The 12,417-nt window shown below is 69.1% G+C and carries 14 protein-coding genes and 1 other RNA gene; 7 read left to right on the forward strand and 8 right to left on the reverse strand.

Annotated elements, in window-relative coordinates; translation table 11 throughout:
- The coding region (locus AXK60_RS13845; RefSeq protein ID WP_175400027.1) for an ATP-binding protein at positions 1–325 on the forward strand (325 nt) is incomplete at its 5' end.
- Between the two features lie 51 nt (positions 326–376).
- Positions 377–751: a tyrosine-type recombinase/integrase gene (locus tag AXK60_RS13850; protein WP_082778034.1), complete on the forward strand. Its 375-nt coding sequence runs from the start codon at positions 377–379 to the stop codon at positions 749–751.
- 58 nt (positions 752–809) lie between these two features.
- Here the strand turns inward: AXK60_RS13850 and ssrA are convergent.
- From ssrA to AXK60_RS13890, 8 genes are all read right to left on the reverse strand, one after another.
- Positions 810–1,180: a transfer-messenger RNA gene (gene ssrA / locus AXK60_RS13855) on the reverse strand.
- A 317-nt stretch (positions 1,181–1,497) separates the two neighbouring features.
- Positions 1,498–1,977, reverse strand: a complete 480-nt coding sequence (gene smpB / locus AXK60_RS13860; RefSeq protein WP_068571721.1) for an SsrA-binding protein SmpB — start codon at positions 1,975–1,977, stop codon at positions 1,498–1,500.
- Between the two features lie 122 nt (positions 1,978–2,099).
- Positions 2,100–3,005 carry a permease-like cell division protein FtsX gene (ftsX, locus tag AXK60_RS13865; protein ID WP_068571722.1) on the reverse strand — a complete coding sequence of 302 codons (906 nt, stop codon included), beginning with the start codon at positions 3,003–3,005 and terminating at the stop codon, positions 2,100–2,102.
- 53 nt (positions 3,006–3,058) lie between these two features.
- Entirely contained in the window at positions 3,059–3,748 is a 690-nt protein-coding gene (ftsE, locus tag AXK60_RS13870) for a cell division ATP-binding protein FtsE (protein WP_068571723.1), read from the reverse strand.
- Positions 3,749–3,775: 27 nt separating this feature from the next.
- Positions 3,776–4,339, reverse strand: coding sequence for an Rv3103c transmembrane domain-containing protein (locus AXK60_RS13875; protein WP_068571724.1), 564 nt, complete (start codon positions 4,337–4,339; stop codon positions 3,776–3,778).
- Entirely contained in the window at positions 4,336–5,247 is a 912-nt protein-coding gene (locus AXK60_RS13880; RefSeq protein WP_068571725.1) for a mechanosensitive ion channel family protein, read from the reverse strand. The genes AXK60_RS13875 and AXK60_RS13880 overlap by 4 nt, the downstream gene beginning before the upstream one ends.
- On the reverse strand, positions 5,234–6,352 hold the full coding sequence (gene prfB, locus AXK60_RS13885; RefSeq protein WP_068571875.1) for a peptide chain release factor 2: 1,119 nt from the start codon (positions 6,350–6,352) through the stop codon (positions 5,234–5,236). Before prfB ends, AXK60_RS13880 begins: the two co-directional genes overlap by 14 nt.
- Before the next feature lie 2 nt (positions 6,353–6,354).
- Positions 6,355–6,747, reverse strand: a complete 393-nt coding sequence (locus tag AXK60_RS13890; RefSeq protein WP_068571726.1) for a hypothetical protein — start codon at positions 6,745–6,747, stop codon at positions 6,355–6,357.
- 62 nt (positions 6,748–6,809) lie between these two features.
- On the opposite strand from AXK60_RS13890, the gene hisN reads away from it, so the two are divergent.
- From hisN to AXK60_RS13915, 5 genes are all read left to right on the forward strand, one after another.
- Positions 6,810–7,610, forward strand: a complete 801-nt coding sequence (gene hisN, locus AXK60_RS13895; protein WP_068571727.1) for a histidinol-phosphatase — start codon at positions 6,810–6,812, stop codon at positions 7,608–7,610.
- A 132-nt stretch (positions 7,611–7,742) separates the two neighbouring features.
- Positions 7,743–9,119, forward strand: coding sequence for an acyl-CoA dehydrogenase family protein (locus tag AXK60_RS13900; RefSeq protein WP_175400033.1), 1,377 nt, complete (start codon positions 7,743–7,745; stop codon positions 9,117–9,119).
- Between the two features lie 32 nt (positions 9,120–9,151).
- A complete protein-coding gene (locus AXK60_RS13905) occupies positions 9,152–10,390 on the forward strand; it encodes an acyl-CoA dehydrogenase family protein (protein WP_068571728.1) in 1,239 nt (412 codons plus the stop codon).
- 165 nt (positions 10,391–10,555) lie between these two features.
- Entirely contained in the window at positions 10,556–11,713 is a 1,158-nt protein-coding gene (locus tag AXK60_RS13910; protein ID WP_068982538.1) for a sensor histidine kinase, read from the forward strand.
- A gap of 21 nt (positions 11,714–11,734) precedes the next feature.
- Positions 11,735–12,415 (forward strand): response regulator, encoded by a 681-nt coding sequence (locus AXK60_RS13915; RefSeq protein ID WP_197466736.1) that lies wholly within the window; start codon positions 11,735–11,737, stop codon positions 12,413–12,415.
- Positions 12,416–12,417 lie beyond the last annotated feature (2 nt).

Raw genomic sequence — 12,417 nt, forward strand, 5'->3', positions numbered from 1 at the left:
GACCATGCGGTTCTTCGCTGGCCCGACGCTGCTCGTCATCGACGAACTCGGCTACCTCCCCTTGCCCGCCGAAGCCGCATCAGCGTTGTTTCAGGTTGTCGCGCAACGGTATCTGAAAACATCGATCGTCATCACCACCAACCGATCGGTCTCCGAATGGGGCGAAGTCCTCGGCGACACCACCGTCGCCGCGGCCATGCTCGACAGGCTCCTACACCGCTCCGTCGTCCTCAAACTCGACGGCGACAGCTACCGACTACGAGACCACCACGCCCGCAACGAAACCCACCGCACAGCAACCGCACCCAGCCGCCGACCGCTATAATCCGACCGCACCCAGGTGAGGAATCTCAATGAGCATCACTGGGGACTTTCGATGAGCCTGATCAACGGGCGACCGCTCATGCCGCCGACAGCGACAGGCTGGTACTGGAAGGCGGTCGGGCGGCTGCGCGGACCCGACCCCGACGAGGACATAAACGAAGCAGAGGCAGCGTTGTACGAGAGCAAGCGGTTCCCCCGCGTCACAGCACACCAGCTCCGTCACACTGCGGCGTCGCTCATGATCGCGGACGGCGCACACATCAAGACGATCCAGAAGCAGCTCGGGCACAAGTCGGCGACGGTGACACTCGACCATTACGGGCACCTGTACCCCGACGACCTGGACGATATCGCTGCGCGCATGGGCGTGCGCTTCCGGCGCGGCTGCGGAAAGCCGTGCGGGGAAAACGCGGGGACAACCCGCTAACGGGGACAGATCTGGGAACGAAAACGGTCCCTGACCTGCGGTGCAAGTCAGGGACCATCTGTGGAGCCGCCGGGAATTGAACCCGGGTCCTCCGCTATTTCTACGGGGCTTCTCCGTGCGCAGTCCGCTGTGTCTCTACTCGGATCTCCCCGTCTCACGGACGAGCGAGGATGACGATCCCAGTCGCTGTTGGATGTCCCCCGCGATGCCGCGACCGCACCGCGAGGTGAATCCCTCTAGCTGATGCCAGTACCCGGGCCGAGGGCGAACCCGGACTGACAGACTCGCCTGGCTGCTTAGGCAGCGAGAGCGAAGTCGCGCTGATTGGAATCGGCGCTTAATTGGTTGCTGCGACGCTTACGGTGGTCTCCAGCCTGCACCGGCACGCTTCCCCCGCGTCAACAAACGAAGTCGAAACCGATCGGCCCCTCATCGCCGCTTCCGCGGTGCCCACCCCTTGCGGAGTGGAAGTTCCATACTACCGCACCGTCACCGGCGGGTGTCCAACGATTATTCACACGGTGCGTAGGCGCACGCCGGCGGCGGAGGCGTTCATGTTGACCAGCACGGTGAGCAGCACCGCGCCGACACGATGCGCCAGCGACACGACCTTGGCCCGGTTCTCGACACTCATGGATCCGCTCCTTCACTTGAGTCTCACGAGTCACATCAGTAACTCGTATCTCCAGTGAACGCCCGCAACCCGACGAATCGGGCGCGACACGCCGCGCACCGTCGAAAAGAAGCTAGCCGCGCATGCCCTTGACGCGCCGGCCCAGCTCCCGGACCAGCTCGCGCTCGGCGGTGCGCCGGGCGATGTCCTGCCGTTTGTCGTAGTCCTGCTTGCCCTTGGCCAGCGCCAGCTCGACCTTCACGCGGCCGTCGTTGAAGTACATCGACAGGGGCACCAGGGTCTGATTGCCCTCGCGGATCTTCCCGGTCAGCGAATCGATCTCGCGCCGGTGCATGAGCAGCTTGCGGGTGCGGCGCGGCGTGTGATTGGTCCACGACCCGCTGCCGTACTCGGGGATGTGCAGGCCGCGCAGCCAGACCTCGCCGTCGTCGATGGTCGCGTACGCGTCCACCAGGGAGGCCTTGCCCTCGCGGAGCGCCTTCACCTCGGTACCCACCAGCACCACGCCCGCCTCGAAGGTGTCGAGGATGGCGTAGTTGTGGCGCGCCTTGCGATTGCTCGCGATCACCGAGCGCCCCTTCTCCTTCGCCATCGCCTCTTCCCTTCTCCGCGCGGCTGCCGGCACCGTGCCGGTGCGGCTGGACAACCACTCCATCGTACGGGGGTACGACGGTACGCGGAAAGCGAGTTATCGTCGGCGAGCGCGGGCGGGCGCTACTCCCGCACGTAGAACCGCAGGGTGAGGTAGGCGGTGACGGCGGCGAAACCGGCGCCCACGAGGATCAGCCAGGGCGAGACCAGTAGCACATCGGTGCCGGTGATCCTGGCCAGGATGTTCACGCCGTACATCTCCCGCAGGGCCCGGTCGAAGAACAGGGTCTTGCCGGCGAACAGGCCGCCGATCGCGAGCACCGCGCCGATCAGCGCGGCGAGCACCGCCTCGAGCAGGAAGGGCAGCTGCGTGTACCAGCGGGTGGCGCCGACCAATCGCATGATCGACACCTCCGTCCGTCTGGTGTACGCGGCCACCTGGACCATGTTCGCGATCAGGAGGATCGCGGCCACGGCCTGGATCAGCGCCACGAAGAAGGCGGCGTTGCGCGCACCGTTCAGCACGGAGAACACGCGCTCCACGAGCTCGCGCTGGTCCTGCACGCCGGACACGCCGGGCTGGCCCTTGACCGCGTCGATCACCGCGGAGAACTTCTTGTCGTCACCGACCCGCACCTTGAAGGAGGCGGGCAGCACGCCCGGGCGGACCAGCTCGGCGAGCTCGGGCTGACCGGCGAAGGTCTTGGTCTTCGCGGTCTCGAGCGCCTTGTCCTGCGAGATGTAGTCGAGCGAGTCCACGCCCGGCTGCGCCTTGATCTTCGACTCGATCGCCTGGCACACGGTCTTCTGGCAGTCCGGATCGTCGGCGGCGACCTTGTCGTCGACGAACACCTGGATCTCGACACGCTGCAGGAAGATGTCCTGACTCTTGTCGGCCATCCGCACCACGAGCAGGCCGCCGCCGAACAGGCCGAGCGAGATCGCGGTGGTGAGGATCATGGCGATCGTCATGCTCACGTTCCGGCGCAGGCCGGTGACGACCTCGCTGGTGATGAAACTGGCACGCACGTGGATTCAGTCCTTCGGTTTCGTTCGTCGATGGGCGGGCGCGGCGGGCGCCGTCAGCGGCCCAGCCCGTACACGCCGGTCGCGTCGTCGCGCACCATCTCGCCCATCCGGAACTCGATGACCCGGCGGCGCATCGAGTCGACGATGTGGCGGTCGTGCGTGGCCATCACCACGGTCGTGCCGGCCCGGTTGATCCGGTCGAGCACGTCCACGATCTCCGCCGACGTGTCGGGGTCGAGGTTGCCGGTCGGCTCGTCGGCGAGCAGCAGCAGCGGTCGGTTCGCGATCGCACGGGCGATGGCCACGCGCTGCTTCTCGCCACCGGACAGCTCGCTCGGCATGCGGTTCGCCTTGCCGCCGAGGCCCACGTAGTCCAGTACCTGCGGCACCGTCCGGTCGATGACGTTGCGCGGCTTCCCGATCACCTCGAGCGCGAAGGCCACGTTCTCGGCGACGGTCTTCTGCTGCAGGAGCCGGAAGTCCTGGAAGACGCAGCCGAGCGACTGCCGCAACTGCGGCACGCGCCGCGCCGACAGCTTGTTCACGTGGTAGTCGCCCACGTACACATCGCCGCTCGTCGGCTTGTCCTCCTTGAGGAGCAGACGGAAGAACGTCGACTTGCCCGAACCGGACGGCCCGATCAGGAAGGCGAACTCGCCCTTGCCGATCTCGACCGACAGGTCATCGAGCGCCGGCCTGGCGGACGCCTTGTACTTCATCGTGACGTTCTGGAGCGTGATCACGGTCGCCCAGTGTACTGACGCGCGGGCTCAGCTCGCGGGAACCGTGGTCGTCGGTGCGCCGCCGCTGGTCGGGACCTCGGTGTTCTGCGCGCCCGGCACCGGGAGCGGAATCGTCGCGCCGCCGGGCAGGACGATCCCGCCCGGCGTCGTCCCGTCCACCGTCGTACCGCCCGACGGTGCCGTCCTGGGCTCGACGGAGCCGCCCGGCACCGTCGTCGACGGTGCGCCGGATCCGGACGGCTCGGCCGCCCCACTGGCGCCGCTCGACGCGGCCGCGGACGACCGCGCCGGGCTCGAGCGGACGGTCGGCTCGTCGTAGGTGGGCTCGGCGGTGGTGCGGGGCGCCGTCGCCGGAGCCTGCGTGCCGAACCGCTGGACCTCCACCGGCACGAACTGATCGCGCAGCGACAGGTACCACCACGACAGCCCGAGGAACACCAGGATCAGGATCGCGGTGCTGGTACGGGCGCGGGTGTGCGGGATGGTCTTGGGCAGACGCTCCCACGGCGTGGGCCGCTGGGGCGCGGGGGCGCCCGAAGTCCCCTGCACGGCGTCCGCAGGAGCGGGGGTCCGGTTCGACGGATCGGTCATGACGGCCTCCCCTCGGCCTCGTCGTCGACGGTGTCGGTCACGGGCGCGACGTCGATGCCGGCGGTGGCCAGACTGCGGACGATGCGCTCGCGCAGGTTGCGGCCGACCTCGAACTGCTTCCCGGGCAGCGTCCGCGCGACCATCCGCACGTTCACCTGGTCGAGGTCGATCGACACGACGCCCATCAGGGAGGGCGTGTCGAGCAGCAGCGTGGACATCACCGGGTCGTGGTAGGCCCGCTCCCCCACGCGTTGCAGCAATGCGTTGACCTTGCCCATGTCCACGCTCTTCGGCAGCGGGATGTCGACCACCGCGCGCGCCCAGTCCTTGGACAGATTGGTGGCCTTGACGATCTGCCCGTTCGGAACGGTGATGACCTCGCCGTCGGTGTTGCGCAGCTTGGTCACGCGCAGGGTCACGTCGGAGACGGTGCCCTCGGCGGTGGAGCCACCGGTGAGCGAGAGGTTCACCACGTCACCGAAGCCGTACTGCCGCTCGGTGATGAGGAAGAAGCCCGCCAGCAGGTCCTGGACCACGCGCTGTGCGCCGAAGCCCAGGGCCGCGCCGATGACGGTGGCCGGCGCGACGAGCGCGTTGATCGGCACGCCGAGCGCCTTGACGATCTGGTAGCCGGTGAACAGGTAGATCGCCGCGATCGCGACCCAGCTGATCACCTGGATCAGCGCGTGCTGGTGCTTGGCCGACTCCGACCGGACGAGCGCGTCACCCTTCTTGAACTGCGCGTCGATGTGCATCGTGACGCGGGCCGACGACCAGTTCACGAACCGGTTCGCCAGCACGGCCCCGACGATCCACAGGGCGATCGGAAGGATGCGCTCGAACATCAGCAGGCGCCACCCCGTGAAGGTGGGGAGCGCCGAGTTCGCGATGAGGCTACTGATCGTCATCGCCGCGCATCCGCCAGCGGATCCCGGCCTCGATGAAGCCGTCCAGGTCACCGTCGAGCACCGCCGACGGGTTGTTCACCTCGTAGTTCGTGCGCAGGTCCTTGACCATCTGGTACGGGTGCAGCACGTAGGAGCGCATCTGATTGCCCCAGGACGCGCCCTCGGTCGTGCTGAGCGCGTCCATCGCGGCGCGCTCCTCCTGCCGCTTGCGCTCCAGCAGCTTCGCGGAGAGCACCTTCATGGCCGCGACCTTGTTCTGCAGCTGGCTCTTCTCGTTCTGACAGGTCACGACGATGCCGGTGGGGATGTGCGTGAGCCGCACCGCGGAGTCGGTCGTGTTGACGGACTGGCCACCGGGACCGGAGGAGCGGTAGACGTCCACCCGGACGTCGTTCTCGTTGACGTCGATGTGGTCGGTGGTCTCGACCACCGGCAGGACCTCGACCTCGGCGAAGGAGGTCTGCCGCCGCCCCTGGTTGTCGAACGGACTGATCCGGACGAGCCGGTGCGTGCCCATCTCCACCGACAACGTGCCGTACGCGTAGTCGGTCTTGACGGTGAACGTGGCGGACTTCAGGCCCGCCTCCTCTGCGTAGCTGGTGTCGTAGACCTCCACGCCGTAGCCGTGCTTCTCGGCCCAGCGGATGTACATGCGCATGAGCATCTCCGCCCAGTCCGCGGCGTCGACGCCGCCCGCCCCGGCCCGGATGTTGATCAGCGCGTCGCGCGAGTCGTACTCGCCCGAGAGCATGGTCTTGACCTCCATGGCCTCGATCTCGGTGCGCAGCTTGGCGCGGTCACCGTCGGCGTCCTCGAGCGCGGCGGCGAGGTCCTCGCCCTCCTCGGCCTCGGCGAGCTCGTACAGGACCGGCAGGTCGTCGAGCCGCTGCCGCAGATCGGTGACGCGGCGCAGCTCGGCCTGCGCGTGGGACAGCTGGCTGGTGACCTGCTGCGCGTTCGCCTGGTCGTTCCACAGCTCGGGGTCGGACGCCTTGTGTTCGAGCTCGTCGACGCGCCGGCGCAGTTCGTCGAGGTCGATCACCTTCTCCACCGTCTGCAGGGTGGTGTCGAGGCTCTCGATGTCTGCGGCTACGTCAGGATGCACAGTCACCCAGGATACTGGCCGGGCGCGCCGTAGGAGTCCGGTGGCGGGGTAAGGCTGCCCAGCTGCCACGAGCTGTCGATCTTCCCCACCTTGTAGTAGACCGGCAGCCTGTCCCCCACCTCCGGCCAGCGCTCCGCGAAGTCGACGACGAGCCGCCGGTACACGGGCGTGGGGGCCGTGGTCGGGCCGACGATCGAACCGGAGACAGTCACGAAGGCCTGCCCCTTCTGATCCGCCTCGAGCGGCCGCGGGCTGACCCCGCTGAGCGTGAGCGTCCCGTCCTCCATGCCCGGACCGGCCGGCGCGGTGCCCAGCGTGCCGCGCTTGGAACGCTGCCACATGACGACGAAGGCACCCAGCATCGCGGCGAGCATCAGAATCCAGATCCAGACCATATGCCCAGATTACCGACGGCCGGCGTCGGGCGCCCGTGGTACGACTCCGCTACCGTTCTCGCATGTCGAGCGCACCGTCGAACTCTCCGAATCCCGATCTGGCCCTGGCCCTCGCCCTCGCGGACGCCGCCGACGAGCTGACCATGGCCCGGTTCGGCGCCCTGGACCTGAAGGTCGACGCCAAGCCCGACCTCACGCCCGTCTCCGACGCCGACCTCGCCACCGAGACGCTCATCCGGGAGCGGCTCGCGGCCGAGCGGCCGGACGATGCCGTTCTCGGCGAGGAGTTCGGCGGCGAGCCCGTGTTCGCGGGCCGGCAGTGGGTGGTCGACCCGATCGACGGCACCAAGAACTACGTGCGCTCGGTCCCGGTGTGGTCCACCCTCATCGCGCTCCTCGAGGACGGCGTGCCCGTGGTCGGCGTCGTCTCCGCGCCCGCACTGCGGCGCCGGTGGTTCGCCTCGGCGGGCGCCGGAGCGTTCGTCTCCTTCGACGGTGCCGCGCCCCGCCGGATCTCCGTCTCGGGCGTCCGCGAGATCGCGGACGCGAGCATCTCCTTCTCCGACCTGTCCTACTTCGCCGACCGTGCGAGCCGCGACCGCTTCCTCGCGCTCGCCGACGACGCGTGGCGGCTGCGCGGCTACGGCGACTTCTGGAGCTACTGCATGGTGGCCGAGGGCTCGGTGGACATCGCGGTGGAACCCGAAGTGTCCCTGTGGGATCTGGCCGCCGTCGAGATCGTGGTCCGGGAGGCCGGGGGCCTGTTCACGGGCACCGACGGTACGCCCGGACCCCATGCCGGATCGGCCGTCGCGGCGAACCCGGTCCTGCATCCGCAGGTACTCGGCCGTCTCACGGACTGACACAACGACACGGCTTTCGTCCCATCTCTTGGCACCGATCTTACCGCGGAGTAAGGTCTCATCTGACTGATGAGTAAGTTGGCGGCGGGGGCACCGGAAACATCTTCCGACCTGCGTCGCCACGAAGACGAGATGGTGGAGATGAGCACGTCAACCGATCCCCGGGACACCAGCGCCATCGGGAAGAACCCGATCCGGCGTAACCCCACCGGCCAGCTGATCCGCGCGCTGATGGCCGTGGTCCAGACGCCCTTCGTGCAGAACCGCGGCCTCCAGGGCCTGGTGAACCGCGTCGCCTATGAGGGCACGAGGACCGGGTTCAAGGCGCTGGGCGCCGCGAACCGCACCTTCAAGGTGGTCGCGGGCACCGGCAAGCCGAAGCGCCTCGGCTCGAGCAGCCGGTCCAACTACGACCTGACGCCGGACGACGAGCAGCAGATGATCGCCGACACGGTGAGGGACTTCGCCGCCGAGATCATCCGGCCCGCGGCGTTCGACGCCGACGCCGCCACCGAGGCCCCCGAGTCGCTGCTCGAGCGCGCCACCGAGCTCGGCATCACGATGATCAACGTGCCGGAGGAGCTCGACGGTGCCGGCTCCGAGCGCGGTGTGGTGACCAACGCCCTGGTGGCGGAGGCCCTCGCGCACGGCGACATGGGCCTGGCCCTGCCGATCCTCGCCCCGAGCGGCGTGGCCGTTGCGCTGGCGCAGTTCGGCTCGGACGGCCAGCAGCAGACCTACCTCAGGGAGTACGCGGGCGAGTCGGTGCCGCAGTCCTCCGTGGTCATCGCCGAGCCGGGTGCGCTGTTCAACCCGTTCGCACTGGGCACCAAGGCCACCCGCACCTCGGGCGGCTACGTCCTGAGCGGCGTGAAGTCGATGGTCCCGCAGGCGGGTTCGGCCGAACTGTTCGTCGTCGGCGCGGAGCTCGACGGTAAGCCCGCGCTGTTCATCGTGGAGTCCGGCACCGACGGCGTCATCGTCGAGGGCGATCCGAGCATGGGCCTGCGCGCCGCGTCGCTGGGCCGGCTCAACCTCAACAACGTCAAGGTCCCCTCGACCGCGCTGCTCGGCGAGGTCGATCTCGACACCGCCGCGCAGAACTACACCGACGTGGTGCGCCTGGCCCGCCTCGGCTGGTCAGCACTGGCACTGGGCACCTCGCGTGCCGTGCTCGACTACGTCACCCCGTACGTCAAGGAGCGGGAAGCCTTCGGCGAGCCGATCGCGCACCGTCAGGCCGTGGCCTTCGCGGTCGCCGACATGGCGACCGAGATCGAGGGTCTCGAGCTGCTCGTGTGGCGCGGCGCCGCCCGCGCCGAGCAGGGCCTGTCCTTCGCCCGCGAGGCCGCGCTGGCGCGGAAGTTCGCCACCGACAAGGGCATGCGGATCGGGCTCGACGGCGTGCAGCTGCTCGGCGGGCACGGTTTCACCAAGGAGCACCCGGTGGAGCGCTGGTACCGCGATCTGCGCGCCGTGGGCATCGCCGAGGGCGTCGTCGTCCTCTAGACGACCTGAACTTCTGACACGAAAGAACCATCATGGCAATCAATCTGGAACTTCCCAAGAAGCTCAAGGCGTCGGCCGAGATGTCGCACCAGGGCGCGGCCGAGATCTTCCGCCCCATCTCGCGCAAGTACGACCTCGCCGAGCACGAGTACCCCAAGGAACTCGACACCATCGCGGCGCTCTACGACGGGCTCGCCGACGCGGGCCAGGCCCCGTCGGCCGCCTCGGGCGACCGGAAGAAGGGCGACGGCGAGGAGAAGCCCAAGCCCGCCGTGGACGTCACCGCGGGCAGCCGCAACGGCGGCACCATGGAGTCGATCATCAATGCGATCGAGATGTGCTGGGGCGATACGGGTCTGATGCTCGCGTTCCCGTACCAGGGCCTCGGCAACGCCGCCATCGCGGCGGTGGCGACCGACGAGCAGCTCGAGCGGTTCGGCAAGGTGTGGGCGTCGATGGCGATCACCGAGCCCTCCTTCGGTTCGGACTCGGCGGCGGTCACCGCCACCGCCGTGCGCGACGGCGACGAGTGGGTCCTCAACGGCACCAAGATCTTCGTGACGTCCGGTTCGCGCGCCGACCACATCGTGGTGTGGGCGACCGTGGACAAGAGCGCCGGCCGCGCCGCGATCAAGTCCTTCGTCGTGCCGCGCGAGCACCCGGGCGTCACCGTCGCCCGCCTCGAGCACAAGCTCGGCATCCGCGCGTCCGATACCGCGGAGATCCGCTTCGAGGACTGCCGCATCCCGTTCGAGAACATCCTGGGCAGCCCGGAAGTGAACGTGGAGAAGGGCTTCGCCGGGGTCATGCAGACCTTCGACAACACCCGCCCGCTGGTGGCCGCCATGGCCATCGGCTGCGCGCGCGCCTCGCTCGAGGAGCTGCGCACCGTCCTGGAGGACGCGGGGATCGTCATCGACTACGACGCACCCGTGAACACGCTGCCGCACGCGGCCGCCGAGTTCATCCGGCTCGAGTCCGATTGGGAGGCCGCGTACCAGCTCACGCTGAAGTCCGGCTGGATGGCGGACAACAAGCTGCCGAACTCGATGAACGCGTCGATGGCGAAGGCCAAGGCCGGCCGCGTCGGCTCGGACGTGACGCTCAAGGCGGTCGAATTGGCGGGCGCGCTGGGCTACTCGGAGCGGACGCTGCTCGAGAAGTGGGCCCGCGACTCGAAGATCCTCGACATCTTCGAGGGGACGCAGCAGATCCAGCAGCTGATCATCGCGCGTCGTCACCTGGACCTGACGAGCTCGCAGCTCAAGTAGACCAGGGGGAGGTTCGACGGGGCGTCGGCGCGGCACAGCCGCGGCGGCGCCCCGCTCGCGTCCGAGGGGGCGCACCGAATCGCGACGAAAGTCGTAGTCGTGCCGGACGGGAGCGCGACCTTCGGCGACTCCCCCACGCGATCCCCGATCGGTAGCGTGATCGCCATGGATTCGAGAGCGGTCGGCCCGCGCTGGCAGCGGTGGTGGACCGCTCCGCGGCTGCGCGACTGCCTCTGCGTGCTGCTGTCCACGCTGCTCGCCGTGACCACCGCCGTGGTCGAATGGCGCGCCGGCGGGACCACCCTGGGCTACGTCGTCCTCATCGTGGGACTGCTGGGATCACCTCTGCTGTGGTGGCGCCGGCGATGGCCCCTCGAGGTCACCGTCCTCGGCGGGATCCTCACCCTCGTCGTCGGCTTCCCGGGTGTCGCGCTCCTCGGCCTCTTCACGCTGGCGGTGCGGCGGCGCGACCGCGTCCTGGTGATCGCGACCGTCTTCACCGCGGCCTGCCTCGGCGTCCCGCATCCGTGGACGAGTACACCCTGGCGGCTCGCCGACACCCTCACGAGCGTCGCCTTCGCCGCAGCCTTCGCACTGTGGGGCTCCTACGTCGGCGCGCGGCGCGACCTCATCGAGTCGCTGCGCGAGCGCGCGATACGCGCCGAGGCGGAGCGCGAACTCCGCACCGCGCAGGCACGCTCGGCCGAGCGCTCCCGCATCGCCCGCGAGATGCACGACGTGCTCGCGCATCGGGTCTCGTTGATCGCGCTGCAGGCCGGGGCGCTCGAGGTGAACACGGGCGCCGCGCCCGACGCCGTCGAACGCGCCGCCGCGGAGATCCGCACCACCGCGCACGAGACCCTCGAGGACCTGCGCGGCGTACTCGGCGTGCTCCGTGGTGCCGATGCCGAGCCGCTCGCACCACAGCCCGGCCTCGCCGACCTCGACCGCCTCGCGGAGCAGTCGTGCGTGGGCGGCACCGTCGTCGACCTGCGGGTCGGCGCCGACGCCATGGCGCCGCATGCGGTTCCGGAGACGCTGGGCCGCACTGCCTACCGCATCGTGCAGGAGAGCCTGACGAACGTGCGCAAGCACGCGGGTGCCGCGTCCGTGCACGTCGCGGTACTGCTCGACGGCGAGATCCTGTCGGTCGAGGTCGTCAACGATCCCCCGCGGTCGCCCGTGGCGTCGCTGCCCGGGTCCGGCGCCGGACTCATCGGCCTCGCCGAACGGGTCGAGCTGGCGGGCGGCTGGATGACCGCCGCCCGCACAGGTCCGGGCGGCTGGCGCGTGTACGCCGAGCTCCCCGTCGAGCGGGGCTGATCCCTCACGGGCCGTGGCAGGATGGTCACGACCCCGGGAGGCCCTGTGATCCGCATCGTCATCATCGACGACGACCCACTGGTGCGGTCCGGGCTGCGCATGATCATCGAATCCGCCGACGACCTCGAGATCGTCGGCGAGGGCGGCGACGGCGACCGGGCGGTCGGGCTCGTGCGCGACCTGCGTCCGGATGTCGTGCTCATGGACATCCGCATGCCCGTGGTCGACGGCCTCGCCGCGACCGCCTTGGTACGGGCGGAGCCCGATCCACCGCAGGTCGTCGTGCTCACGACCTTCGACCTCGACGACTACGTGCTGCGCGCGCTCCAGGCGGGCGCGGCGGGATTCATGCTCAAGGACACTCCGCCGCGTCAGCTCCTCGACGGTGTCCGAGTGGTCGCCTCGGGCGAGGCCATGCTGTCACCGAGTGTGACCCGCAAGCTCATCGAGCGGTTCGCCCACGACCCACGGGAGGAGCACCGTCGGACCGCCCTCCGCAGGACCTCCGTCCTCACCGACCGGGAGCGTGAGGTCTTCCTCGGTGTCGCCGCCGGGAACTCCAACGCGCAGATAGGCCGCGACCTGTTCATGAGCGAGGCGACGGTCAAGACGCACGTGTCGCGGCTGCTGGACAAGCTCGACGCGGCCAACCGCGTGCAGCTCGCGATCCTCGCGCACGACGCGGGGCTGGCGCACTCGTAGCC

The organism is Tsukamurella pseudospumae (assembly GCF_001575195.1).
In the GTDB taxonomy this organism is placed as follows: domain Bacteria; phylum Actinomycetota; class Actinomycetes; order Mycobacteriales; family Mycobacteriaceae; genus Tsukamurella; species Tsukamurella pseudospumae.